Annotated in this window: 16 protein-coding genes and 1 tRNA gene (1 of these 17 running past the window's edge); 4 read left to right on the forward strand and 13 right to left on the reverse strand. The window is 61.4% G+C overall.

Features of this window, described 5'->3' with window-relative positions:
- Together ACILSR_RS27805 and ACILSR_RS27810 are read right to left on the reverse strand one after the other, a co-directional pair.
- Positions 1 to 7,589, reverse strand: the 5' portion of a protein-coding gene (locus ACILSR_RS27805; RefSeq protein WP_395753085.1) for a beta strand repeat-containing protein. The gene continues 25,096 nt to the left of window position 1, outside the view; the window shows 7,589 of its 32,685 coding nt (coding positions 1-7,589); its start codon is at positions 7,587 to 7,589; its stop codon lies off the left edge, out of view.
- A gap of 470 nt (positions 7,590 to 8,059) precedes the next feature.
- Positions 8,060 to 8,920, reverse strand: a complete 861-nt coding sequence (locus ACILSR_RS27810) for a hypothetical protein (protein WP_395753086.1) — start codon at positions 8,918 to 8,920, stop codon at positions 8,060 to 8,062.
- 152 nt (positions 8,921 to 9,072) lie between these two features.
- On the opposite strand from ACILSR_RS27810, the gene ACILSR_RS27815 reads away from it, so the two are divergent.
- Positions 9,073 to 10,371: an MFS transporter gene (locus ACILSR_RS27815; RefSeq protein ID WP_395753087.1), complete on the forward strand. Its 1,299-nt coding sequence runs from the start codon at positions 9,073 to 9,075 to the stop codon at positions 10,369 to 10,371.
- Positions 10,372 to 10,422: 51 nt separating this feature from the next.
- Here the strand turns inward: ACILSR_RS27815 and ACILSR_RS27820 are convergent, their stop codons facing one another.
- The 11 genes from ACILSR_RS27820 to ACILSR_RS27870 form a co-directional block, all read right to left on the reverse strand.
- A complete protein-coding gene (locus tag ACILSR_RS27820; protein ID WP_395753088.1) occupies positions 10,423 to 10,902 on the reverse strand; it encodes an RNA recognition motif domain-containing protein in 480 nt (159 codons plus the stop codon).
- Between the two features lie 172 nt (positions 10,903 to 11,074).
- Entirely contained in the window at positions 11,075 to 12,505 is a 1,431-nt protein-coding gene (locus ACILSR_RS27825) for a hypothetical protein (RefSeq protein ID WP_395753089.1), read from the reverse strand.
- Positions 12,506 to 12,524: 19 nt separating this feature from the next.
- Complete coding sequence (locus tag ACILSR_RS27830; protein ID WP_395753090.1) at positions 12,525 to 13,388, reverse strand: Spy/CpxP family protein refolding chaperone; 864 nt, start codon at positions 13,386 to 13,388, stop codon at positions 12,525 to 12,527.
- Complete coding sequence (locus ACILSR_RS27835) at positions 13,385 to 13,738, reverse strand: hypothetical protein (RefSeq protein ID WP_395753091.1); 354 nt, start codon at positions 13,736 to 13,738, stop codon at positions 13,385 to 13,387. Before ACILSR_RS27835 ends, ACILSR_RS27830 begins: the two co-directional genes overlap by 4 nt.
- A complete protein-coding gene (locus ACILSR_RS27840) occupies positions 13,728 to 14,252 on the reverse strand; it encodes an RNA polymerase sigma factor (RefSeq protein ID WP_395753092.1) in 525 nt (174 codons plus the stop codon). Before ACILSR_RS27840 ends, ACILSR_RS27835 begins: the two co-directional genes overlap by 11 nt.
- Positions 14,253 to 14,314: 62 nt before the next feature.
- Positions 14,315 to 15,385: a hypothetical protein gene (locus tag ACILSR_RS27845; protein WP_395753093.1), complete on the reverse strand. Its 1,071-nt coding sequence runs from the start codon at positions 15,383 to 15,385 to the stop codon at positions 14,315 to 14,317.
- Positions 15,386 to 15,780: 395 nt separating this feature from the next.
- A complete protein-coding gene (locus ACILSR_RS27850; protein WP_395753094.1) occupies positions 15,781 to 16,599 on the reverse strand; it encodes an oxidoreductase in 819 nt (272 codons plus the stop codon).
- Positions 16,600 to 16,636: 37 nt separating this feature from the next.
- A complete protein-coding gene (locus ACILSR_RS27855) occupies positions 16,637 to 17,101 on the reverse strand; it encodes an SRPBCC family protein (RefSeq protein ID WP_395753095.1) in 465 nt (154 codons plus the stop codon).
- A 599-nt stretch (positions 17,102 to 17,700) separates the two neighbouring features.
- The gene (locus ACILSR_RS27860) at positions 17,701 to 17,994 is read right to left on the reverse strand and encodes a DUF3253 domain-containing protein (protein WP_395753096.1); all 294 of its coding nucleotides are present in this window, start codon (positions 17,992 to 17,994) and stop codon (positions 17,701 to 17,703) included.
- Positions 17,995 to 17,997: 3 nt separating this feature from the next.
- Positions 17,998 to 18,474, reverse strand: coding sequence for a TspO/MBR family protein (locus ACILSR_RS27865; RefSeq protein ID WP_395753097.1), 477 nt, complete (start codon positions 18,472 to 18,474; stop codon positions 17,998 to 18,000).
- Positions 18,471 to 20,009: a cryptochrome/photolyase family protein gene (locus ACILSR_RS27870; RefSeq protein ID WP_395753098.1), complete on the reverse strand. Its 1,539-nt coding sequence runs from the start codon at positions 20,007 to 20,009 to the stop codon at positions 18,471 to 18,473. The genes ACILSR_RS27865 and ACILSR_RS27870 overlap by 4 nt, the downstream gene beginning before the upstream one ends.
- Positions 20,010 to 20,075: 66 nt before the next feature.
- Here ACILSR_RS27870 and ACILSR_RS27875 point away from each other — a divergent pair, with 66 nt between their 5' ends.
- From ACILSR_RS27875 to ACILSR_RS27885, 3 genes are all read left to right on the forward strand, one after another.
- Positions 20,076 to 23,015 (forward strand): PSD1 and planctomycete cytochrome C domain-containing protein, encoded by a 2,940-nt coding sequence (locus ACILSR_RS27875; RefSeq protein ID WP_395753099.1) that lies wholly within the window; start codon positions 20,076 to 20,078, stop codon positions 23,013 to 23,015.
- A gap of 89 nt (positions 23,016 to 23,104) precedes the next feature.
- Positions 23,105 to 24,529 carry a DUF1501 domain-containing protein gene (locus ACILSR_RS27880; protein WP_395753100.1) on the forward strand — a complete coding sequence of 475 codons (1,425 nt, stop codon included), beginning with the start codon at positions 23,105 to 23,107 and terminating at the stop codon, positions 24,527 to 24,529.
- A gap of 197 nt (positions 24,530 to 24,726) precedes the next feature.
- Positions 24,727 to 24,801 (forward strand) — tRNA-Cys (locus ACILSR_RS27885).
- The last annotated feature ends 522 nt before the right edge of the window (positions 24,802 to 25,323 follow it).

The raw sequence follows: 25,323 nt of genomic DNA on the forward strand, positions 1-25,323 counted from the left end.
AACTGGCCCTGAGTGATGGTGGTGGCACCTGTGTAAGTGTTGTTGACGTTGCCCAAAACCCAGTGCCCGGCACCCGTCTTGGTCACGGCGATGGTGATGGCAGGCGAGACTTGGTCTGCGATCTTCAAGTTGATCGCGTTGTCGCCAGCGGAACTTCCCGTCAGCGTCAAGGTTCGAGCCCCCGCATTGCCGGCAAGAGCAATCGCATCCGTACCGGTGACGCCACCCGTCCCGCTGGTGCCGTTAAAGACAAGGGCGGCATGATTGGCGGCAACGTTTGTGTTGAACTGCTGGCTGCCGAAGCTGCCGGAGGAGTCGATAGCGCCGTTCCCCGCCAGGGTGAAGAGACGGTCAATGGAAACCGAGGGTGTTTGTGTGGCCGAGTAAACCGTCGTGCTGTTCCCTTCGTAACGCAGGGTGCCGCCATTGAAGACAAGGTTGCCGGCAGCGTTGGAGGATTGGCCGATGGAGGAGGCCGTGCCGCCGTTGGCCAGAACGTTTGCCGTGAGGGTCGCACCGCCGCTGAGAATGGTCGCGCCAGTGTAGGTGTTAAGTCCGGTGAGCGCGACCGCGCCGGAGGCGCCGTTGCGAATGACCGTCATTCCACCGGTGCCGCTGGTGCCGTCGGAAATAATGCCGGAAAAGACGCCGCCGACATTGGTCGCTGCAACCCCGATAGAAATAGCGGCTGCGGCAGGAGTGCCGCTGAGGCCGTTGGTGATGCTGCCCGCGCCGGTCAGGGCGCCGATCGTCGTAGTGCTCAGCGCTGTCGCACCCGTGTAAGGCGCCACAGAGGCACCGGAATTATTGATGTCGAGGGTGGCACCTTGCCGCAGTGTAAAGGTGCTGGCGGCTGCTTGCGACCCAATCGTCGCCGTGGTGGTGCCGGCGAGTTGCACGATGCCTTCATTGATGAAAGCATTGCCCGAAAACGTGTTCGTACCGCCGAGGATCATCATGCCATTGCCGGACTTCGTGAAAATGGATGCTGCGCCCGCGCCAATGGTGGAGTTGAGAGTCAGCGCGTTGGCAGACGCACTGCCCGCATTGCCGCCGACGATGAAAATCAGTTCCTGCGCCGCGACAGTGCCTGCGATGTTGCTCCCATTGATCGTGGCTCCGCCACTCGTGTTGTCGAACAGAATGCCCCCCGTGGCCACACTGCTGGTATTGGTAATCGTCAGCGCGCCACCCAGAGTGATGGTCTGGCCCGCACCCACAATGCGGACGGTGTTGGCCGCCGCCGCTCCAGCAGGGACGCTGGTGCCCGAGAGAATGAAATTGCTCGTGCCCGTGCTGCCTGTGGCGGTGGAGAACGCTGTCGCAGCCGCGAGGGCCGAAGGCGTCGTGGAATTGGTGACAAAGTCAATGGCACCTGTGCCGGCGGTAATGTAGGCGTAGCCGCCGATCTGTCCGCTCAACCCTGTGGGTGCCGCCGTGAAGGTAATGGTCGCATTGCTCGAAGCAGGAGCAAAGTTCAGCGTGGCACCAGCGCCGCGGGTGCCGAAGCTGGCGAAGTTCAGATTGTTCACAAACCCACCAGTGCCCGCGTCCACCACAATCTTCCCGTGACCCGCCGTGGGGGTGAGTGCACCCATGGTCTGGGACTGGAGCGCATTCATGGTCCCAAAAGCGTTAACCTGGAAGGTGCCGCCGGCGAAACCGTTGTTCGTCAGAGCGTCGTTGGCGAAGATCAGAGCTTGCCCTGTGCCAAACAGGTTGCCACCGGTCGCCCCGCCAGCCGCGTTCGCGGTCGGCTTCACCTGCAAGGTGCCGCCGGAAACCGTGACGCTGCCGGTGAAGTTGGTGGCGGCATTGAAGGTGACGGCGCCCCCGGTGAGGGAGGTGCCGATGTTGCGGTCAATCGTGACCAACCCAGTGCCAGAATTGTAGGCGGTAACAATGGCGCCGGCAGGAATACCGCCGCCGCCAGTGACCCTCTGTCCCACTGTGATGGTACCAGAGGTTCCCGTAACCGTGAAAGTATTCGAATTGGCAGCGCCACCCGATGATCCCGTGCTCGCGCCAGCAGCGAGGTAGGTCGTGGTAGCCGGGTCATAAAGCCAGGTGCCGGAACCCACCTTGGCGAGTGAGCCATCGCCCGCGATAACCCCGGCGATTTCATTGGCGGAGGTATTGCTTCCACCCAAGAACAAGGTCTTGGCCCCCAGCTGCCCGGCGGCGATGGGGTTGCCGCTCCAGATGAGCGGCGATGCCGCACTCTGGTTGGCCAGGAGGATGGCATTGGCCGAGGTTCCATCCATGTTGATCAGCTTGGTCGTGGTCTCACCGGGGCCCCGATAATCAAACGCGCCATTGTTCAGACGGAGCGCTCCCCCGATGGCATTATTGATGGTCACGGCATTGCCCGAAAGCAGCAGGGTGCCTGCATTAACGGCGTAGCCAGTCGTCAAGTTGCTGGAGGTAGCCGCGACCGTATTGGTTCCGGTAATGACCAATGTTCCAGAACCGTTCTTGACGAAGGTCGTGTTAGCACCGCCACCTTGCCGGACGAAGCCTGTCATCACCGAGTCACCGAGGCTGGTAAAAGTAAAGTTTCGCGCCGTGCCATCACTGCTCACGGTAATGGAACCGTCCACCGTCAACACACCATTGGAGTTGTTCACCAAAGTCGGACTGCCGTTGGTGGCGGTGTTGAAGAGACCGTCCGAACCGCTGCCCCAGGTGGCACCGTAACCGTCGCGGCCCGCGAAGGTCCAGGTCCGGCCGCCGCCGGTGCCGATGAGCATTTCGCCGAAGACGATGTTGCCCGCCGCGCTGGCATAGCTCAGCATCCCGGTGCTCGCATTCTGCACCTGCGTGCCCAGCCCCGCACCGCCGACGGCGCGATCAAGGACGAAACCGATCGCCGTGTCCGAGCCGGTGCCGCTGATGTTGCTGAACGTGCCGGGCGCATCCGTGCGAATTTCGAAGCCGGCGCTGTTGTTGCCGCGCAGCTTGGAGATATTGCCCGCCGCAGTCGCCTGGCCAAGTGCCTCGCCATTGGACACCCGGATGGTGCCAGCGTCCACACGGATGTCGCCGATCTGGGTGTTGTTGTAGTTGTTGATCACCATCGTCTTGTTGACGACGCCCGACTGCCCCATGTAAAGGCCATAGATATTGAGGGCGCCTCCGCTGACGACCCCGTTGAGGACGATATTGCCCGCGCCAACGGTAGTGAAGAATGAACCGTTCGCCGTGCCAAGATAGAGCGTGCCGGCATTGCCGATCGTCCAGGTGCCCGCAATCGAACCCAGGCGGGACTCCGTGCTGTTGGTGGTGGTGAAGATGCCGTTGTAGGTGTTGTTGCCAATGTTGCTGAAGACGCTGCCGACATCATTGTTGCCACGGCCGGAAACCGAGATACTGCGGCTGATGGTCAGCCCCGTGGCTCCCAGACCGCCTTGCACGACAAGAGAACCCCCGGGCAGACCCGCACTGTTCAACGCACCCGAAGCGATGCCGTTGACGGCGATCACCGTGTTGCTGTTGCCGAGCACGCTGTTGGCATTGACGGGTAGATTGCCACTGACCACAAGGGTGCCGCTGTTGACGTTGACCTGCCCGGAGAAGGTGTTGCCGCTGTTCGTCAGCGTAAGACCTCCACCGCCCGTGATGGTGAGGTTGCCCGTGCCAGAGATCAGGCCGCTGAAAGTCGTGCTGGTGGTGGGTGTGGAAACGTTCTGGATCAGGTTGCCACCACCCACGGTAAGGGTGCCGCCATTGGAAAGGAGGACGTTGCCACCCGTCAAGCCGCCGCCGGAAAGCGAGCCGACCACCACGTTGAAGCCATTGATGTCAAAGGCCGCACCGGACAGGTTCGAGAGAGAGACGGCGGAGTTCGGGCCGACAGGACCTCCGGTGTAGGTCTGGAAGGAGGCGATATTGTTGCTGATAGTGCCCGGCGTCAGAATGCTGGAAGAGCCGGCCTGGAGCGTGCCGCCGTTGATGATCGTGGCACCTGTGTAAGTACTGCCGGTGCCGAAAGTCAGAGGCGATGACATGGAAGCCGTGGCCGCAGTGGACAGAGTGACGGTGTTGCCACTGATGCTGGCGATGGTGGTGCCAGCTGCAATGCCACCGCCGGTGACGGCCTGGCCGACAGCGAGAGCGGAGCCGTCCGTGACAGTGACGGTGGTGGTGCCATTCAGAGTAGCGGTCTGGGTGACAATGCCACCAGAGACTTGCAAGGTGCCGGCGCCGAGTTTCACAAGGCTGCCGGTGCCGCTGCTGACGGGGCTCTTGAGGAACAGGGTGCCGGTGCCGTTCTGCTGAACAATGACCTCAGAATTGTTCGCGCCAATCTGACCGCCGAGGAGGGTGGCGTTATTGGCGTTGGTCTTCTGGATCGCGCCGCTGGTGAGCGTGAGGATGTTGCCCGTCGCCCCCATGTGGATGGTCTGGGTTCCGGCGGAGGAATCGAAGGTCAGTGAATTCACCGCACGGGTGGTGAGACTGTTGCTCCAGAGCAGGGGGTTGCTGGCCATGCCGAGGGTGGTGAAGTCGGTGGCGGCGTTGTCGCTGTTGTCGGCCAGCACGGTGGCAGAGGTGGAATCAAACCGAACGATGTTACCGCCGCTGACTTGGGCCATCCCAGTCGCGGTGCCATCGTTGACCACCGCATAGCCAAGGATGTTATTAGTACCTGTGCCGCTGCCCGAGGAAGAGACAGAACTTCCGGTTGCTGAAATGTCAAAAGTCACGGTGCCACCCGTGCTTCGCGCGAGGCTTCCGGTGCCGAGCAGGGCACTTGCGGCAAGCGTCACAGTGTTTAACGAATTCGCTGAGATGGTGAGATTGCCAATGTTCTGGTTTCCGCCGGTGAGATTCAAGGTGCCACCGCCCAAAGTGGTGCCGCTCAGGGTGCCAAACGCACCACCTGCAATGTTGAGGATACCGCCCGTGATGCTGAGCGCACCCGTGTTGCCGCCGCCGGTGCCAGTGAGTGTCCAGGTGCCGGTGCCGGTCTTGTTCAAGCCACCCGTGCCGGTCTGCAGGCTGCCGGCAAGAGTGCCGGTGCCAGAACCGCCCAAAGTGAGATCACCGCTGCCAGTGACCGCACCGGTGCTGCTGAGATTGAGCGTGCCGTTGTCCACCGAGACGGTGGCAGATGAACCGAGCACGAGATCGCCCGCATAGCTGCTGGTGCCGGTGCTGACGAGGGCACCGTTTTGACCTGCAAGCGCGCCGGTGCCATTGAGGGTGAGGGAACCACCCAAGCCTGCCCCGCCTGTGGTGAGACCAACAATCAAGAGCGAGCCACCATTCTGCACCGTGACCCCTGCGGAACCGGTGCCGAGTGCCTGGGCGTTGGCAAGGCGCAGGGTGCCGTTGCGCACCGTGGTCGCACCGGTGTAAGTATTGGCTCCATTGAGAACAAGAGTTCCGTTGCCGACCTTGGTGAGGCCGCCCGCACCGCCGTTGCCGACAGGATTTGCGAAGATAATCTGGTTGTTGTTGGTGTCGAACGTGGCACCGCCAGCGGCAAAAGTCAGCGCACGGGTCGAGAGATCGAGACCAGGCGCGGCAAACTGCACCCCACCACCACCGAAAGTGACACCGGTTGTGCCGAGATTGGCCAGAGCGGCGATGTTGATCAAACCACCATTGATGTTGGTGCCACCGGTGTAGGTGCTGGTGCCTGTGAGCGTGAGGGTGCCAGTGCCGACTTTGGTGAGCACGCCGCTGGCACCTGAGATAACACCCGCATAGGTGGTATTCTCGTTGTTGTTGCCAACCGTCAGCGTATTGGCACCACCCAGATTCACACCACCACCCGTCGCAGCACCACCAGACAAAGAGCCGATCGAAACGCTGACGCCGCTCAGTTGCAGGCTGCCCGTGGAGGCAGTGCTGCCCATGATGACCGGATTGTTCGTGCTGCCCAGCGCCGATGCATTGGTCACAATGATGTTTGCCGCGCCACTGGGATTCAAAGTAACCGGACCTGTGAAACTGTTGGCACCACTTAGCGTGACGTTACCCGTGGAGGGTATGATGTTCAGACCGCCCGTGCCGCTGATCGCGCCTGCATATGTGTTCGCGAAAGTGGAGTTCGAGAGGGTGGCGATCGCACCGTTATTCAAAGCAATAGTGCGATTGAAGAACGGAGATCCGATGGCGGCACTCAGGGTGAGCTGCCCAGATCCATTGAAAGTGAGGCCACCAGTACCGATGTTGCCTACCGCACCGATGCTCAGAATTCCGCTGTTGATCACCGTACCGCCCGTGTATGTATTCACACCGCTGAGTACCAGTGTGCCCGCACCACCCAAAACGAGCGCACTAGCAGTAGCACCGGCTCCCACGTTTTGATAAACGGCACTGGAGGTCAGCTGGTTCGAACCGATGAACATGTAGATCGGATCCCCGGCTGTAAGCGCCTGCACGGTTCCAGCCGTCAACAGATGAGTGGCACCCGAGACGACAATGCCGCCCACAGAGATGGTGTTGCCCGTGCCAGTCAGGGTGAACGCAGTACCTCCGGCGAATTTGAGTGTTTTGTAGGAAGGATTCGTGGCGGCGGTGATCGTCGTCGTCGCAGAGACGTTCCAGTCCGTGGTCGCACCCGTTGAGGTGGCAGCAACGTTGCTCGTCGTTGCAGCGATCACTCCGTTGGTGGCGCTGTAGGCGGCGAAATCCGTGCCCCCATAAGTCATCCATGGCGCGATGCTTGCCGCGGTGGCACCCTGACCAGAAATCGTGATCACATTTTGCGCCGTTGCGCCTAGGCTGGCGCCAGTCAAATTCATTTGCGCCGTATTGGCTGCACCACCCGTGTGCGAAATGGTTCCCAATGCCAGTGTCTGAGTGGAAGGCGACGTGTTGTTGTTCGTGCTGGTGACGGTAAGGCGGCCACTCGAGAGAACGATGCTGCCGAGTGTCTCTGCATAGTTGATCGAGGAACTCGCCGTGTTGGTGACGGTGATGGTGCCACCGTTCGAGGTGATCGTGGCACCATCGTTGACACGGTTCAATGCAGCCTCGCCAGCAACAGTGTTCGTCAGCGTGATTGCACCATTGTTTAGGGCGATGCCGCTCGTGTTGAGCAAAGCCTGGTTCAGACCGGCAAGAGCCAGCGTCATGCCATTGTTGATGGTGGTGGTGCCACTCCAGCCCCCCGTGCTGGTTCCATTGAGAGTGAGCGTTCCAGCAGTGATTCCCCCAAAAACTCCGCCATTCAGGGTCACATTGCTCCCCGTGCCTGCCAATGCCCCAGTAATCGTCGCGGCCGCAATGTTGTTCAGTGTGAGAGTGGTTGCTGGACCAAAGGTCAGCGTGTTGGAGCCGTTCGAGATCGTGTAGGCCGTGGTATTGAACTGCAAACCACCGACCGTGATGTTCGCGCCCAAGGTCAACGTACCCGCCGTGCCCGTAAAGAGCGCCGTGTCATTATTGAGGTTGTTCCACGCGGACTGCGTGCTCGCGCCCAAGCTGCTGCCATTCCACCACTGTGATGAGGTCGTGTTCCAAGTACCAGCTCCGCCAAGCCCACCTCCCGTGGTCACATCGTTGAGTGTGTTGCTGTCCTGATCCCAGTAAAGCGTCGCCGCGCGAAGGGGCTGACCGATTTGCCAGGACAGCATGAGCACAATCATCAGGGAGCTGATAAATTGGCGATGGAGGCGTAGAAAGTTCATAAATGATCGAATTTTTCGGGAATCTGTCAGTATAAAGAAAGAAGGGCCCGCAAGACAAGCTTTTCTTATTTATGAGATAAAGTTTTCACTTATCCCATCAAGATTCCACCTTATTTGGGAATAAATCTTGGATTTATTCTAGAATATTATTTAGGGCATACTTGGGAAAAGCACATTTTTAATGCCCTTTTGGCCCGTTCCCCACCCAGTTGCAGCTAGGCGTGCCCCGGCGGTTCGCTGCAGGCCCCTTCCCACCCGACCAAGATCCACAGGCTAGACTGTATCCGGAGCGCGCAAGGCTTGCTTAACAAGAAATACACCTATTGTCGCCTACACAGCTGTTCCTCAAATCACGACGCACGGCATGATCTCATCACTCTATCACTGACCGAGCCTTCTCAACCCCTTTAGGCGTCTTAAAGCTGCGGTTTCGGCCCCGGCAGCTGAGGGGTTTCCGGCTCGAAATCGAGCACATCCTGATGGGTCCGCAGAGCCTTCCGCGCGTTGTCGAAAAAGGACGACAGATCGCTCGCGTTCTGCTGCTGCTTCTCGTCGATGTAGGCGTTCAGCTTCTTCAGCTGGGCGTCCGCGTCGAGATTGACGCTCCCCATCACCTTCTGGGCCTGCTTGTAGGTCGTGGAGAATTTGCTCTGCGCCTGTTCAAACGCCTCCTTCGCTCCCTCCTGGCGGTTGTATTGCTTCTCCGCCTCGCGGAAATCACTGCTGAACAGCCTCTTGAAAAAGCCGCCCTTCGGTTTCTCGATGTGTTTGGACGCCTGCGCATCAAAGTAGTTCGCCAGTTCCTGAAACTCCTGCATGGGCTTCTGGTACTGCTTTTTCAGGTAGCCCAGCCCCGTGGTGATGATCGTCAGCTTTTCCACCTCGGCCTTCGAAAGCGTCTGCCCCGCCTTCACCTTGTCCTCCAGCAGGTCGATGTACTGCAGCGTCGTCTTGTTGCCTTCAAAGATGTTCTCAAACTCCTTCGCCGCGATCGCCAGCCGTTTGCGCTCTCCTTTGCGCAGTTCGTCGATCTTCTTCTCGTGCTCGTCGTTCAGCGCCGTGATCATCTTCTGGTGCTGCGCTGCCTGTGAGTCCAGGGTGCGCTGAAACTCCCCTTCCTTCGCCTTCAGTTCTTCCTGGTGCTCGGCCTTGCTCGTCTCCATTTCCGCTCGCAATAACGCCAGGTCCGTGTTCGCTTGAAACAGAAACCAGCCCAGCACCCCGGAAGCAAGGAAACTGAGCACCAGCAAGGCTGTAAGGTTTTTAATGGCTGTCATGGCGGGAAGGTTCTGTGAGACTACGCGGCCTGCAATCCTATTCAATACATCGCAATTGGCCTTCGACTACCCGGCTCTTGCACGACTTCGGTCTGTTCATCAAGCCGGAATCCTGCTAGGGCTGGCTGAATTTCTGCGTCTTGTCTGTGCCCATGTCTTCCTCCTCCCGCCCTACCATCGTCCGTCATCAAATCCTTGCCACGGCGACCATGGTGTCCTTCCTGATGTACCTGGACCGCATCTGCCTGGCGGACATCATTGGTTCTCTGTCCTTCAAGAAAGACATCCAGCTCTCTGTCACTCAGGCCGACTGGGTCAAGCTCGTCTTTTTCTGGGCCTACGCGCTTTTTCAGGTGCCCGCCGGCTGGCTTAGCGATCGTTTCAACGGCCGGATCCTCATCACCATCTACATCGCCACCTGGTCTTTGTTCACCGCCATGACCAGCTTTGCCACCGGGTTCGCCACACTGCTCATTGCCCGCCTGCTGTGCGGTCTCGCAGAGGCCGGCTACTATCCGGCCGGCAGCAGCCTGGTCACCCGCTGGGCGCACATCGGCTCGCGCGGCTTCGCCAGCAGCATCATCGCCTGGGGTGGGCGGGTCGGCGGTGCCGTTGCCCCGGGTTTGACGGCCTATGTCATCATCTCTGCGGGAAACTGGCGTTATGCAGGCTGGATCTACGGCGGCGCCGGCATCTTTGTCGCCTGGTGGTACTGGCGCGTCTTCCGGGATCACCCCCGCCAGCACCCGCAGTGCAACTCGGCCGAGATCGATCTCCTCGCAGAAGGGCGCGGTGACTTCCAGCCTGTGAAAAATCCGCCGCGCCGTTTCCCCTTCGCCGCAGCCTGCCGCAGCGTGAATCTCTGGAATGCCAATGCCGTGCAGTTCTTCACCAACATCGGCTGGGCCTTCCTCGTCCTCTACCTTTCAGACTATCTGAAAATCGTCATGCACGTGGAGGAGAAATATGCCGGCTGGATCACTACGGCCGCCCTTTCCATCGGCATTCTGGCCCTCCCACTCGGCGGCTCCGTCACAGATGCCCTCACTCGCCGCTTCGGCAAACGGCTTGGCCGCATGCTGCCCATGTCCCTCACCAAATTTGCCGCCGCAGCGTGCTACCCTCTGGCGCTTTGGACGGACTCCCCTCTCGGCATGGCCATCGCCTTTGGCCTCGTCACCTTCTTCGCCGATTTCGGCCTCCCCGCCATGTGGACTACCATGCAGGACATCAGCGGCAGGTACCAGGCTCAGCTCTTCGGCTGGGGAAACATGTGGGGCAATATCGGCGCCGGTCTCATGGCGCTCATGTTTCGCCGTGTGCTGAACGTGTTCGACTCCAACAACGACTACCACGAAGGCGTGTGGATGTGCGCCGGCGCCTTCGTCCTCGCCGGGGTCTTCGCCCTCTTTGTAAACGCAGAAAAGCCCGTGACTCAGGAGGACGCTTGAACGTCGCTCGCCGTGTCACGGGCGTAAATTTCTGATTAGAGGGGGCAGGTCTTACCAGCCGCCTTCGTCGCCGCCACCGCCACGGTTGCCACGGTCATAGCCGCCGCCACCGCCGCGCTTGCCGCCGCCGCCGCCACCACCGTAGCCGCCACGGCCACCGCCGCCGCCGCCACCACCGTAGCCGCCGCCACCGCCGCCGCCACCACCATAGCCGCCACGGCCACCGCCGCCGCCGCCATAGCCGCCACGTCCGCCACCGCCACCACCGCCTGCCGGACGCTCTTCACGCGGACGGGCTTCATTGATGGCAAGCTTGCGGCCCATGAATTCCTGGCCGTTTTGCGCATTGATCGCAGCATTCATCGCTTCCGCGGAGTCCATGGTCACGAAGGCAAAGCCACGCGGACGACCGCTTTCACGATCCATCGGGAGGAAGACTTCGGTGACACCACCGTATTGGGAAAACAGCTCACGAACGTCTTGTTCCTGAGCGGCGAAGGGCAGGTTGCCCACGTACATCTTGGTATTCATATCTTTCTTTGTTGGGTGCGGTCCTCTGCCTCGTTTCAGAACCAGCCCCGATCATCGGTATATGAACACCAACGGATTTCAAAATCACCTGATGAACGACTGAGCCTGACCCTTAACAGGTGACTTACGGCGTTTTATCGCCGGAAACGGGCCAAAGGCAAACGAAACTTTTCTACGGTTTCACCCCCACCACCCATGCCAGCTGGGTCACGCTGGCCCCCATTTTCACCTGTTTTCCGTCCGTACATTTGCCAATGATGCTCCCCTCCATGCTCTGCACCGCGGTTTTTAAACGCCCATCCTCGGGATAAAGCGCCGTCAAAATCTTCAGCTCCGGCAGCGCCTCCACCGTCAGGCCCATGGCGTCAAACTCATCGAGCAGGGCCTGGAGCGCCGGTTTCAGCACGGCATCCACTTCCTCCCGCTCTTGTAGACGCTCCTTCGGCAGCGTCAGCGCCATCGCCAGCTCTCCCAGCCCGCGCACGATGATCACATGGTAAACCGTGCGCGCATTGTGCGCGTCCATCCAGCGCCCGTTCGGTGCCTGTCCCGGGGCCACTCCCACGCGAAATTTCTTCAGCGCTCCCTCCAGATATTTCATGTCCCCCGTGGCCAGGTACGCCTGCGTCAGCAGAGAAACCGAGAAGGCGTTGTAGTTAAAGTTCGCGCAGCATTTCTGCGCCAGCGCCCAGTCAGCAGCCCGCAGTCCAGCCTGCTTCCACTCCGCATTCTGATGCAGCACGCCCGCCTGCAGCAGCGCCGCGCCGCACACGCCCGTGTCAAACTGCGTGCCCCCATCCGGATCCGCGGAGATCACCCAGCCATCTTTGACCTCCACCGTGCCAGCCTCCACCTGCCGCGTGATCATGGCACCAAAGCGGATGTTTTTGCCGCGCAGATCGGGAAACGGAAAAAAGCCCGCAGGCTGCTGCAGGCGGACCAACATACCTGCCACCCCGCTCGTCAGCCGGTCCAGTTCCACCACCGCCTCTGGCTGATGCTTCTCCGCAAACGGCCGCACATGCGTCACCCCGTTCAAAACATCGGCATACAGCCGCAGCATCTGGTCAGGAAAAGGCCGCCCTTCACTGAGCTGGCGCACCCGCCTTCCTTCGCTCTTCAAAGCTTCCACAAACAGCCGCGTCGCCTCCGCCTCGCCGAGCGTGACGGGCTCCGCCTTTTTTCCCGCTCGTCGTCCATCCGGCACACCCGCTTGATCGCCCAGCACCTTCAGCATCTCACGCGTCACCGCCCGCACCTGCGCGGCATCATCACTCTTCATCGCCTCCGCCAGTCGCGCATTCAGCTCAGCCTGCCTCGCCTTCATCTCCGCGGTGGGATGAAACAGCGGCTGTCCCGCCATCGCCCAGCCGCCGGGGTCAATGCCCACCGCCGTCTCCGCTTCGCGCAGCCTCACCTCCGCATCGGCCGGCAGTTCCGCTTTGAACTCCCTTCCCAGCTTCTCCACCCTCGCCACCAGCGCACGATCATTGCGCTCACGCGCGATCTGCACCGCCATGCGCAGCCGCCCCTCAGCCTCCTCAGGCGTCAGAGCCACCGCCGAAACTCCACCCAGAACCAGCAGAAAGACAAAGCTGCGCATACACAGGAATGAAAGCGGCCTACTTCTTCAGCTTGCCTTCCACATAGGTGAGTATGCGCCCCACCTTCTCCGCGTCCTGCGCATCCTTCGCCGCTTCAAACGCTTCCTTCGCCTGCAGCAGTTCGCGCAGCAGTGGCAGAGAAACGATCTCCTGCCCGGCCGCTTTCACGCTTTCAAATCGTTCCTGCAGGGTGGTCAGATCAGTGCTCCCCGGCTCATACTTGGAAAAGTCCACCTTCTCCACTTCAGCCTCCAGCTCTTTGTAATGGGAGTCCACATACAGCTCATCTAGCTTCGCGTTCGCATCCGCAAACTGCCCGCTTTTGATGAGCTTTTCGATCTCCTCTCCGCGATACTTCATCGCCTCCGTCGGCGGCACCCCGAGGCCTTCGAGAGCAGCCCTGAGTTTTTCAGCCTTCTCCGTCACCCTGGCTTGCAGCCCGCCTCCGCTGCTGCTGCCGCTTGAGCCTCCGGCCATCTTGGGCGGTCCCAGTTTGCGGGCCTTCGCCAGCTGTTCCGGCGTCAAAACATCTCGCACCCCGATCAACGCGCGCAGCTGCAGCTGTTTCACCGCGCCCTCAGCTTCCAGCAGCTTCGCCAGCTGCGCGGCGGCCGCGTCAGCACTCGTCCCCGGGTCTTGCAGCAGGTGGCCCAGCGCCTTCTGCTGCTCCTTCACCGCCTGCTCCAGCGGCTCGGCCTGCTTGCGCGCTTCGCTCAGCTGCGAATTCAGCTTCGCCTGCTGCTCCTGCGTCAGCGCCAGTTCATCACGCACCGTCGCGATCATGTCCGGATGCAGCAGACCGCTCTTCAGCCACTCTTCCACCTGGGCGGCAGGCAGACAGGCGGCGGCGGACAAATACAAACAGCAGAATATCTTTTTCATGGAATGTGTGGGTTGAGGTGGGAGTCAAAAAGAAAATCTGAAGGCGCTTCAAATGTCAGCAGCGAAGGCTCCAGGCTCGCAAACAGCTCTCCTGGCTGCGACTCAAGCAGCGGCGGCAGCGCTTCACTCAGCGGCCTCTCCTGCCGTGGACCATCATCCAGCAGCAGCGCCACGACGATCACACATGCCACCTCCAGTGCGGGTACAATCCACCGCCGCAACACGCTGCGCCGCCTTACGGGTCCGGGTGCGTTCAGCAGCTCAGGCCGCCATGCAGGCGCATCCTCACGGTCGCACCGGCGCGCATGCGCAAAGACTTCCAGAAGATCGTTGTCAGAATCAGGTTTCATTTCCAGGGTCCGTTTGCAGCAGAGCGCGCAGCCGCGCCTTGCCTCGTTCGTAATGCTGGCGCACGGAGCCGAGGCTCACCCGCATCACATTCGCCGTCTCGTTCAGTGTCAGATCCTGGTAGAACACCAGATGCAGCACCTCCGCCTGCCTCGCAGGCAGCTGCGCCAGGCAGCGCCTCAGCTCGGCATTCCGCTCGTCCATTTCCATCTTTCGTGCCGGCGAAGGACGCGAATCGCACCCATCCCCCGTGATCTGCAGCAGCAGCCTGCCCAGCAGGGACTCGCGATACCGCAGCCGCCGAAACTCCTCGTGCGCCGTGAAGCGGATCACCCCGAACCACCACGTCTTGAAGCTCGAGCGCCCGTCGTGCCCCGCACGTTCCTGCGCCAGCTTGAGGTACGCGTTCTGCAGCACGTCCTCCGCCCGTCCGTGATCCCCCGCACAGCAGTGCAGCGCCCAGCCAAAGGCGTCGGCGTGCAGAGCTTCGAGCTGGTCGGCGATGGCGCGTTCCATTCATTTCCCGCTCAGTGACGCGGCATGCTCCGCTGTATGACACCCACGTTAAAAAACCAGCCTCATTTCAGCATCACCCCCAGCCCCAGCACCAGCGTCACGATCAGCGTCCCCCCCGCGGCATACCACAACTGCTTCATCTGCTCCGCTGTCAGCACTCCCTGCCCGGGCAGCAGCGCCACCGCAAAAATCAGCACCACCAGCAGCCAGCTGCAAAGCAGAAAAAACGTCGGGCTGTACGGCTTTTCTTCGCTGATCACCGGCTCCTTCAAAAGCGCCGGATCTTCGGCTGTCGGGTGTCGCGGCAGCGGCACCGGGCTGCTCCCATACATCGCAGCCTGCACCACGGGTTTGCCCGCCGGCTTGGTCCCCTCATCCTCCGGGGCCTCCTGCGCCTTGGCCTGACGCGAGACAATCTTCGGAGCATAGTCCGCATTCTTCGCCTGAATCCCAGGCACCTTCGGCAATGGTGCCAGCGCTGGCACCGTCGGCTTTGCCATGGGCCCCTGCGTCTTGCTCACAGATGCATCCCCCGCGCTGATCAGGATCACTCGTCCTCCAATGCTCAAACTCAGCGGCAGTTCCAGCTCCGCCTCCATCTCGCCCGCGCGTCCCAGCCAGCCCACCACGTACCGCGGGTCCACCACCTGCACCAGAACCTTGCGGCCAGCCGTCCACAGCGCCAGCAGCACCTCCGGACAGCCTTCGTCGGAAATCAAAACACCACATTCATCCCCCGCCCCCACCAGCAGCGGCTCTCCCGCCTGCATCATCACCCTCGTTTCTCCACCTCCCAGTCCTTGCAGCACCACCTCGCGCCCAGCTCCGCCTGCAGTCTCTTTCGTCCCCGGGCCCGGCCGGCACAGCTCCAGCGTCACTCCCTCCAGCTTCAGCTTCCACGGCAGCGGCTGCGCATACGGCACGCCGCCGTTGACCGGAGTCACCACCACAAGCTGGCAGTTGTTCACAAACTGCGCCTTCAGCTCCAGCGCCTTCAGCTCCAGCTCCTTCACCCCTTCTCGCTCCACCCGGATGCTGCAGCCCTCCCCGCTCCCCACGCTGATCGTCTCCCCATCCTGCACCAGCAGGCAGAAGCGGCGGCCGTTCAGCTCATAGACAACGGGGATTCTCATTCGGGGTACCTTTGTTTACGCCTCAACTGCCCCTAAGTCGAACAAACGATCATCCCCTCTTCGGGCTAATTCCCCTCCCGTCGCGGACCTAGACCAGTTCTCGAAAAGATTGTCATATTGAACCGGCGAGCGCAGCGGCCCCAGTGGCAAGGCGGGAGCGCCGCCTGCTATTGAAGAATAACAGGCAAGCGACTAACGCCGCCAATGGGGCCGCTCCGCCGTCCGGGCAATGTGGCAAGATTTTTGAGAGTTGGTCTAGTCACGGCCTCAGGCGGTGACACAACCGCCATATTCCAAAAAAATCTCGGCATAGGCTCAGCAATTGCGCCTATTTCCCCCGCATCCTTTGACGCATGCCTGACGACTCCTCTGCTTCCGCCACTCGCTGTTGCAGATCAGCCCAGAAAATCCGTCGCCGCCGCCACGTTTCCCCAGCGCTCCGCCTCGCGCGTGAGCGTCGCCGCCTTGGCCCGCATCTTCTTCACCACATACTTGCCCAGCGGCAGCCTCGGCGGTGCCTCGCCATCCAGCACCATCTTCACGATGACCTCCGCCGCACGCACCGGATCACCGGGCTGCTTTCCGGTCACCGTCTCTAAAAACGTGGCAAACTTCCGCGCACTGCCATCATAATCAGCAATCTGCGTGGCAGCCTTTTCCAAACCGCGCGCGATGAAATCCGTGCGGAACGGCCCCGGCTGCACCAGCGTCACCTGAATACCCAGCGGCGCCAACTCCAGTCGCAGGCTTTCGCTCATCATCTCCAGCGCGGCCTTGGCCCCGCCATAGATGCCAAAGCCCGGGTAATTCGAAATCGCCGCCGCTGCGCTGATGTTCACAATGTGCCCGCGCTTCTGCGCCCGCAGTCCCGGCAGCACCGCGCGGATCACATTCAGCGGGCCAAAGAAGTTCGTCTCCACACTACGGCGAATCTGCTCGTCACTGCACTCCTCCACCGCGCCGATCAGCCCATAGCCCGCGTTGTTCACGATCACATCCAGCGCTCCCGCCGCCGCGATCACCTCGCGAATATTCTCCGCATCCGTGATGTCCAGCGCCATGACCTCGCAGCATCCTGCCTTCTCCAGATCCGCGATGCTGCGCACGTCCCGCGCCGTGGCAATGACCTGCTGCCCCGCCGCCAGCGCCGCCTCGGCAATCGCCCGGCCAAAGCCGCTGGAACATCCGGTGATCAGCCACTTTTTAGAACTCATGTGTGTTTCGTTTTAGAGTGTCGGTTGACGAAAAAAATCAGCCCGGAAAAATCTCCCGCACCGCCTTTTCCCGATGCGCAAAGATTTGCTTCAGCTTCGGCGCCACCAGCCAGGGATGCACCAGCTCCCCCAGCGGGCCAAACGGCAGCACATACGTCACGCGGTCGGTCATCCGGGTGCGTCCGTCGCCTAGGTCTTCAAACTCATGCTCATGGTGCCAGACTGCATACGGTCCCACGCGCTGCTCATCCACAAAGCGCCGTCCCTCCACCACGTGGGTGATTTCCGCCAGCCACGTGACCGGAATGCCCAACAGCGGCCGCAGCCGGTGAATGATCATAAGCCCGGGCCGGATGGTCGCAGGCAGGCCATTCTCCTCAATCGAGAACCCCATTCCCGGCGGAGTGATCCGGGCCAGATTGCGCGGATTCGAAAAGAAAGCCCACACCTCCCCCACCGGCGCGGAGATCGTCTGCTCAGAAATCAAAGTGTGCACAGCCATGCAGCAGCGGATTACGCGCGCGACCGCGGAGTAGATTCAACAAGGAGCTACCTGACATGAATGGCACTCGGCTAACGGCTTGCATCGTGAAGTTGCTTCTCCCTTTCGCGGCGCGTTTCTGATCCGCTAAATCTCCCTTGGCATCATCGCTTTCGAAATCGCATCAGCCCTGAAAGGGCTGCGGATTACGGCCCAGGGTCAGCCGAGCCTCGGCGAGGCGACCCTGGGTTACGACGAGCAAATCGGGAAGCAAAGCCAGCGCTTCGCCGCGGTCTGCCCTGTGCCAGCAGCGTCTGCAAAATGCATCGCCGCACGCCTGCGTGTAGCAGCACCGAAAATCACAACAATTGCCCTTAATCGAGTGCCATTTCCTACCAGCCATTGTTTGAGGACCTGCATTCGATGCCACGAAAACTTGCGCCTTCCTTGCTGCCAACCCGCCGCGACATCCCTCCGTAAGCCCGTAGGGCTGGAACAACCATAGCCGTGGGTGCCAACTCACGGTCCCGCACCACCCACGCCCCCCGAACACCGTAGAACCGCATAGCGGTGACACAAACCGCCGCCATACCACGACATCACAATTCTTCACCCACCGCCTACGCCTTCGCCCGCCTCGCCAGCCGGATCGGCCCCTTCGCCGCCACCGGATCAGCGACAACACCCTTCTGTGTGCAAACCAGCAGCCCTTCATCCACCAGCTCCGCCGCCACCTCGCGCACCCGCTGCATCGGCGGCCTCCACTCACGACTCAGCTGACGCGCCGCCTCCGAGGGGCAATAGGTGGCCCCCTCGCTCCTGCCCGCCGCCAGCCTCAGCAGGCATTCACGGATCGCAGCCGCATCCACACCATGCGCGGCTTCACGAACAGCAGGCTGCGGTCCATGTTTCATCGTTCAACCATTCAACTGCCAGAAACTGAAGTTCAAATACGTCGCGAACGACACCCACCCCAGATACGGCACAAACAGCCACCCGGCCACCGCATTCACCTTTCGAAAGCTCAGCCACGTCATCAGGATCGTCACCCACATCGCCACGATCACTCCCAGCGCCAGCCCCAGCGCATGCGCCCCAAAGAAGATCGGCGTCCACGCCGCATTCAGCGCCAGTTGCACAAAATAAATCTTCAACGCCGGCCCAAAGCCCTCACGCTTCCACACCAGCCACGCCGCAACCGCCATCAGCGTGTACAGCAGTGTCCACACCGGCCCAAACACCTCTTTCGGTGGATTCAGCGGCGGCTTTCGCAGTGCATCAAACCACGGCCCCGGCATCTCAATAAACGCGCTCAAGGCCGGCGCCGCGAACGTGATCAGCAAAAAGACCACCAGCGCCCAGCCGCTGCGTTTTTGGTTGGAGGATGTACTCATGGCATTTTTAAATTCGTTTCCCGAACCTTCTTTGCGTGCATGTGGATCGCCGCGCGCTGCTTGTCATCCAGCCGAGCCAGATTTTTGAGCTGCATGCTCATCCTCTGATTCTGCCGCAGCTTCGGCTCATGCTGCAGCAGATAGTCCCAGTATAATGTCGTAAACGGACAGGCCTTCGGCCCCGTGCTCTGCGCCGGGTCATACCGGCAGCCGCTGCAGTAGTTGCTCATGCGCTGGATGTACTTTCCGCTCGCCACATACGGCTTGCTCCCCATCACACCGCCGTCGCCGTATTGGGACATGCCCAGCGTGTTCGGCAGCTCCACCCATTCCACCGCATCCACATACACCGCCAGGTACCACTCGTGCACCTTCCGGGGGTCCACGCCAAACAGCAGCGCAAACAGCCCCGTCACCATCAGCCGCTGGATGTGGTGCGCATAGCCCAGCCGCAGCGTCTGTGTGATCGCATCTCGAAGGCAGTTCATCTCCGTCTCACCCGTCCAGTAAAAATCCGGCAGCGGCTCATGCGCCTGCATGGCGTTCCGCTCCAGATACTCTGGCATCAAATGCCAGTAAATGCCACGTACATACTCCCGCCAGCCCAGGATTTGCCGCACAAAACCCTCCACCGCCGCCAGCGGTGCCTTCCCCTCCCGCCACGCCTTCTCCGCCGCAGCCAGCACCTCCCGCGGATCCAGCAGCTTCAGGTTCATCGCCGCGCTCAGCCGTGAATGATAAAGCCACGGCTCGTTCGTCCACATTGCATCCTGATACCGCCCAAACTCCGCCAGCCTGTTCTCGATGAAATCACGCAGCGCCGCCTTCGCCTCCCGCGCCGTCACCGGCCAGTCAAACTCCTCCAGCACCCCCGGATGCTTCGCAAAGCGCTCGTTCACCATCTCGATCACCTCCTGCGTGATCGCATCCGGCTTGAACCTCTTCGGCGGCACCCGCAGCCCAGGACCGTGCTTGTCAAAGCTCTCTCGATTGTCGTGATCAAAATTCCACTGCCCACCCGCCGGCTTCCCATCCTCCATCAGCACACCCGTTCTCTGCCGCATCTCGCGGTAGAAAAACTCCATCCGCAGTTGCTTTCGCCCCTCCGCATGTTTGGCGAACTCCGCCCTCGTGCACAGAAAATGCCCGTCTTCACGCACCTCCAGCGGCACCCCGTTTTCCTTCGCCACCCGCTCAATCTCCCGCTGCACCGCCCATTCTCCGGCCTGCACCATCACCAGCTTGCCCGGCTTCAGCTTTTCCAAATCAGCCCTCAGCGCCTCGCCAAAACTCGGATGCTCTCCCATCTCGTGGTAGATCACCCTCCAGCCCTTCTCCCGCAGCGCCTCGCGAAAATGCCGCATCGCCGTGATGAACATCGCGATCCTCGCCTTCGTGGACCACACCTTGGTCGATTCCTCCGCCACCTCCGCCATCCACACCACGTCGTGCTCCGCGTCCATATCCTCCAGCGCCGCCGATTTCAGATCAAGCTGGTCGCCGAGTACAAGAATAAGACGTGAGACACGAGGCATGCGCGTTGGGTTACGTCCCGCCTTCCCTCCCGGGCCACGCAAAAATATCAGGATTGTCCAAAGCCCATGCAAGCACGCTGCATGTTCCTCGGCGTTGGTCTCTCCATGGTGCATCGCATGTCAAAATTCCTCCCTCTGCTCCTCGCCCTGCCATTTTCCGCCCATGCGGTGGACCCGGTGAGCTTCAGCCGCGAGGTCATGCCCCTCCTTTCAGACAACTGCCTCTCCTGCCACGGCCAGGACGCCGGACACCGCAAGGCCGACCTCCGCCTCGATACCGAAGCAGGCGCCCGCGAAGTCTTAAAATCCGGTGACTTCATCGACCGCATCGTCACCTCCGACCCCGAGGAGCTCATGCCTCCTCCGAAGTCCCACAAGCCCGCCCTCAAGCCCGATCAGGTCGCCATGCTCAAACGCTGGATCGCCGAAGGCGCCAAGTGGGGCAAACACTGGTCCCTCGAAAAACCCGTGAAAGCCAAAGCCACCGGCCACCCCGTGGACTTCTTCGTCAAAGCCCGACTCGCCAAAGAAGGCCTCACCCTCTCCCCCAAAGCCCCCTCTCACACCCTCCTCCGCCGCCTCTCCTTCGACCTCACCGGCCTCCCTCCGACATCGGAGCAACTGAACATCGACAGCCTGCTGGCATCCCCGCATTTCGGCGAGCGTATGGCCATGAACTGGCTCGACGCCGCCCGCTACTCCGACACAGACGGCTTCCAGTCCGACGCCTCCCGCACTAACTGGCCCTGGCGCGACTACGTCGTCGAGTCCTTCAATGCGAACAAACCCTTCGATCAATTCACCCTCGAACAATTCGCCGGCGATCTCCTGCCCAATGCCACGCCCGAGCAAAAACTCGCCACCTGCTTCCATCGTAACCACATGACCAACGGCGAAGGCGGCCGCGACAAAGAAGAGTCGCGCATCGACTACGTCATCGACCGCGTCAACACCATGGGCACCGTCTGGCTCGGCCTCACCCTCGGCTGCACCCAGTGCCACTCGCACAAATTCGACCCGGTCTCCCAGCACGACTACTACGCGCTCAACGCCTTCTTCAACAGCATCGACGAAGACGGCGCCGCAGGCTCCAAAGCCACGCCCTACCTCAGCTACCAGTCCCCCCACGCCAAACGCGCCGTCGAGGAATCCCAAAAACTCGTCGATGCCCGCAAGCCCGTCGAAGCCAAAGCCAAAGCAGACGCCGCAAAACCCTTCGAGAAATGGCTCGCTGAAAAACAGGCCGCCGTCAAAAACGGCTTCACCGCCTGGCACATCATCCACGGCACCGTGGAATCTCAGGAAGGCTCCAAACTCGCTCAGTCCAAAGATGGCATCGTCACCGCCACCGGCCCCAATCCCAAACAGGACGACTACCGCCTCATCTCCACCTCCGTCAAACTCCCCCGCCTTACAGGCCTGAAGCTCGAAATCCTTCCGCAAAACGGCGTCCTCTCCCGCGGCAAGGACGGCGAGTTCATCCTCACCGACATCAAAGTCCAGGTCCGTCGCAAAGGAAGCTCCCAGATCCGCGACATCCTCGTCAAATACGCCATCGCAGACACCAAGGTCGAAGGCAAGGCCCGCGAATACGGCGATGTCAAAGGCACGCTCGATGACGACCCGCGCAATGGCTGGACCACCAAAGGCTTCCCCAAAGACCAGCCCCACACCGCCCTCTATGGCCTCGCCGAACCCCTCGAACTCGAAAGCGACGAAGAGCTCATCTTCGAACTCCGCCACCGCTCCACCAATGGCGACGCCAACATCGCCAGCTTCCGCGTCTCCGCCACCGACCAGCCCGGCCCCGCCGTCCGCGAACTCGGCCCCACCCCGCTCGAACAACTCGCCGCTGGCAAAACTGAGCGCGACCGCCTTCTCGCCCAGTTCCTCGAAGACCACGCCCCCTACCAGTTCGCCAAAGCCTCCCTCGATCGCGCCAGCTCCCAGCTCAAGGAAGTCCAGTCCGCCGCCGGCAAACTGAACGTCATGGTCCTCTCCGAACGCAAAGAACCTCGCGACACCCACGTCCTCCTCCGCGGTGTCTGGGACAAGAAAGGCGATGTCGTCCAGCGCGATGTCCCCGCCGCCATCGCTCCCTGGCCCGCAGACCTCGCACGCGATCGCATCGGCCTCGCCAAATGGATCACGTCCAAGGACAACCCGCTCACCGCCCGCGTCTTTGTGAACCAGGTCTGGCAGATGCTCTTCGGCGCCGGACTCGTCCGCACCCCCGATGACTTCGGCCTGCAAGGCCAGCGCCCCACTCACCCCGAACTCCTCGACTGGCTCGCCGTCGATTTCATGGAAAACGGCTGGGACATCAAAAAACTCATCAAGCTCATTGTCACCAGCGAGACCTACCAGCAGGCATCAGACCATACCAGCCCCTCCGACCCGCAAAATCTCCTCCTCTCCCGTGGCCCCCGCTTCCGCCTCCCCGCCTGGATGATCCGCGATGCCGCCCTCGCCTCCTCCGGTCTCCTCAATCCCGCCCTCGGCGGCCCGCCCGTGCGCCCCCACCAGCCCGAAGGCGTATGGGAGGAGATCTTCATGGGCCGCTTCACTTATGAGCCCAGCCAGGGCGCCGCCCAACACCGCCGCACCCTCTACGCCTTCTGGCGTCGCAGCATCGCCCCCACCTTCCTGTTCGACAGCGCCCAGCGCCGCGTCTGCGAAGTCGCCATGACCCGCACCAACACCCCTCTGCAGGCCCTCACCCTCCTCAATGACGAAACCATCGCCGAAGCCTCCCGCGCTCTCGCCACACGCATGCTCGCCGCCAAAGCCCCAGACCGCCTCCCCCTCCTCTACCAGTCTGTCCTCTCTCGCAAACCCAGCACCCAGGAGCTCACCATCCTCCAGCGCGAACTCGACCGCGCCCTCTCCCACTACCGCGCGCACCCCGAAGACGCCCGCAAGCTGCAAACCACCCCCGACCACGCCGCCCACACCCTGGTTGCCACCATGGTCCTCAATCTCGACGAAGCCATCACCCATGAGTAGCCGCACTCTGGCCCTGGGACCGCGGCATTCCAATGCCGCCTCAGTCTCCGCCTCCCCCCTGACTCTTGCTCTCCCCAAAACCATCACCCATGAGTGAATCCTCTTCCCTCCACACCACCCGCCGCTACTTCCTAGGCCAATGCACCGGCGTCTCCCTCGGTGCCATGGCTCTGGACTCATTGGCCCAGCAGGAAACCTTCGGCCTCCCCTCCCTTCCCCATTTCGCCCCCAAGGCCAAGCGCGTCATCTTCCTCACCCAATCCGGCGGCCCCTCCCAGCTAGAACTTTACGATCACAAGCCCGGCCTCATGCGCCTCGCCGGCACCGAGCTCCCCGAGTCCGTCCGCAACGGCCAGCGCCTCACCACCATGACCTCCGGCCAGAAGCAGCTCATCCTGCCTGGCATCACCAAGTTCTCCCGCTGCGGTCAAAGCGGCGCCACCATCAGCGAATGGCTGCCACATCTTCAAGGCGTCGCGGACGATCTCTGCTTCATCAAATCGATGACCACAGATCAGATCAATCACGCGCCCGCGATGACGCAGTTCCTCACCGGCCATCAGCTCCCCGGCCGCCCCAGCATGGGCTCCTGGATCAGCTACGGCCTCGGCAGCCTGAACCGCAATCTGCCCGACTACCTCGTGCTCATTTCCAAAATGCAGCGCCCCAGCGACCAGCCCCTCTACGATCATTACTGGGGCAGCGGCTTCCTTCCCTCCCGCTACCAAGGCGTCAAGCTCCGCAACTCCAAAGACCCCGTCCTCTACCTCACCGACCCCGCCGGCCTCCCCCGCCACCTCCGCCGTGGCATGCTCGATGGCCTCGCCGAGCTCAATCAGATGCGCTTCGAGCAGACCCACGACCCCGAGATCACCACCCGCATCCGCCAGTATGAAATGGCCTACCGCATGCAGGCCAGCGTCCCCGAGCTCACCGATCTCACTGACGAACCCGACCACGTCTTCGAGATGTACGGCCCCGACTCCCGCCGCGCCGGAAGTTATGCCGCCAACTGCATCCTCGCCCGCCGCCTCGCCGAGCGCGGCGTCCGCTTCATCCAGCTCTTCCACCCCGACTGGGACCACCACAGCCGCCTGCCAAGCTGGTGCACCGCCCGCTGCCGAGACACGGACCAGCCCAGCGCCGCACTCATCAAAGACCTCAAGCAGCGCGGCCTGCTCGATGACACCCTCGTCCTCTGGGGCGGCGAATTCGGCCGCGGCGTCGCCGGTCAGGGCAAATGGGACAGCCCCGAGGCTGGACGCGATCATCATCCGCGCTGCTTCACCATGTGGATGGCCGGCGGCGGCATCAAGCCCGGCACCACCTACGGCGCCACCGACGACTTCAGCTACAACGTCGCCGAAAACCCCGTCCACGTCCGCGATCTCCACGCCACCGTCATGCACCAGCTCGGCATCGACCACGAACGCTTCACCTTCCGCTCCCAAGGCCTCGACTTCAAACTCACCGGCGTCGAACCCTCCCACGTCGTAAAACCCCTCCTCTCGTAACAATCCCTCCCCCACCCCCACATCACCTCCCCCCTTCCTCCACCCCCTCAGGCCCCCGCAACCACGCCCTCCGGGCGCTCCGGCCAACTTGAAACTTCAAACTTTAAACCTTAAACTTTCTCGACCCTCCCCTTTCGCCCTTCCCCTTGACTTCCTCCCCACACCCCCTACCGTCCCCGGCTCTCGACATCGAGAACGGCGAGGTAGCAAAGTGGTAATGCACTGGTCTGCAAAACCGGTATGCGCGGGTTCAATTCCCGCCCTCGCCTCCATTCATTCACATTCAATGAATTAAGTTGGAATAAACTAACTTTTTAACTTAGCACCTCAGGCGAGATTTAAAGCAAGGACGCTTACGTTTACCAACGTTTGCGGGTGTAAATAGGGGGGTGAAAAAGTGGACAAGTCGCGCTATGGAGGCACCAGCGAAAGAGGAAAAGGCCGCGCCGAGGGATATTTTCCGGCGCGCCTAAGCTGCGAAGGCAGGAAGTAGACCAGCTCTCGAAAAGATTGTCATATTGAACCGGCAAGCGCAGCGGCCCCAGTGGCAAGGCGGTAGCGCCGTCTGCTATTGAAGAATAACAGGCAAGCGACTAACGCAGCCAATGGGGCCGCTCCGCAATGTGCCAAGATTTTTGAGAGTTGGTCTAAATATAATGCCGCTAAGCAATCGTTGTGACGGCGAAGTTTCTGGAGGTGGACGACGAAGAGGTGTTGATCATGCGTGGCCATTTGTCCACAGGGCGTCGGACTTTGCGCTGGCAGGATCTTGTTCGTCGTGGTGGCAACGCTGC

The sequence above is a fragment of the Prosthecobacter sp. genome, from assembly GCF_044222565.1.
GTDB lineage: Bacteria > Verrucomicrobiota > Verrucomicrobiia > Verrucomicrobiales > Verrucomicrobiaceae > Prosthecobacter.

What these genes read in the sequence shown, in the direction of transcription:
- ACILSR_RS27810 (WP_395753086.1), bottom strand. Translation starts at nt 8,920, where the DNA reads ATGACAGCCATTAAAAACCTTACAGCCTTGCTGGTGCTCAGTTTCCTT.
- ACILSR_RS27815 (WP_395753087.1), top strand. Translation starts at nt 9,073, where the DNA reads ATGTCTTCCTCCTCCCGCCCTACCATCGTCCGTCATCAAATCCTTGCC.
- ACILSR_RS27820 (WP_395753088.1), bottom strand. Translation starts at nt 10,902, where the DNA reads ATGAATACCAAGATGTACGTGGGCAACCTGCCCTTCGCCGCTCAGGAA.
- ACILSR_RS27825 (WP_395753089.1), bottom strand. Translation starts at nt 12,505, where the DNA reads ATGCGCAGCTTTGTCTTTCTGCTGGTTCTGGGTGGAGTTTCGGCGGTG.
- ACILSR_RS27830 (WP_395753090.1), bottom strand. Translation starts at nt 13,388, where the DNA reads ATGAAAAAGATATTCTGCTGTTTGTATTTGTCCGCCGCCGCCTGTCTG.
- ACILSR_RS27835 (WP_395753091.1), bottom strand. Translation starts at nt 13,738, where the DNA reads ATGAAACCTGATTCTGACAACGATCTTCTGGAAGTCTTTGCGCATGCG.
- ACILSR_RS27840 (WP_395753092.1), bottom strand. Translation starts at nt 14,252, where the DNA reads ATGGAACGCGCCATCGCCGACCAGCTCGAAGCTCTGCACGCCGACGCC.
- ACILSR_RS27845 (WP_395753093.1), bottom strand. Translation starts at nt 15,385, where the DNA reads ATGAGAATCCCCGTTGTCTATGAGCTGAACGGCCGCCGCTTCTGCCTG.
- ACILSR_RS27850 (WP_395753094.1), bottom strand. Translation starts at nt 16,599, where the DNA reads ATGAGTTCTAAAAAGTGGCTGATCACCGGATGTTCCAGCGGCTTTGGC.
- ACILSR_RS27855 (WP_395753095.1), bottom strand. Translation starts at nt 17,101, where the DNA reads ATGGCTGTGCACACTTTGATTTCTGAGCAGACGATCTCCGCGCCGGTG.
- ACILSR_RS27860 (WP_395753096.1), bottom strand. Translation starts at nt 17,994, where the DNA reads ATGAAACATGGACCGCAGCCTGCTGTTCGTGAAGCCGCGCATGGTGTG.
- ACILSR_RS27865 (WP_395753097.1), bottom strand. Translation starts at nt 18,474, where the DNA reads ATGAGTACATCCTCCAACCAAAAACGCAGCGGCTGGGCGCTGGTGGTC.
- ACILSR_RS27870 (WP_395753098.1), bottom strand. Translation starts at nt 20,009, where the DNA reads ATGCCTCGTGTCTCACGTCTTATTCTTGTACTCGGCGACCAGCTTGAT.
- ACILSR_RS27875 (WP_395753099.1), top strand. Translation starts at nt 20,076, where the DNA reads ATGCAAGCACGCTGCATGTTCCTCGGCGTTGGTCTCTCCATGGTGCAT.
- ACILSR_RS27880 (WP_395753100.1), top strand. Translation starts at nt 23,105, where the DNA reads ATGAGTGAATCCTCTTCCCTCCACACCACCCGCCGCTACTTCCTAGGC.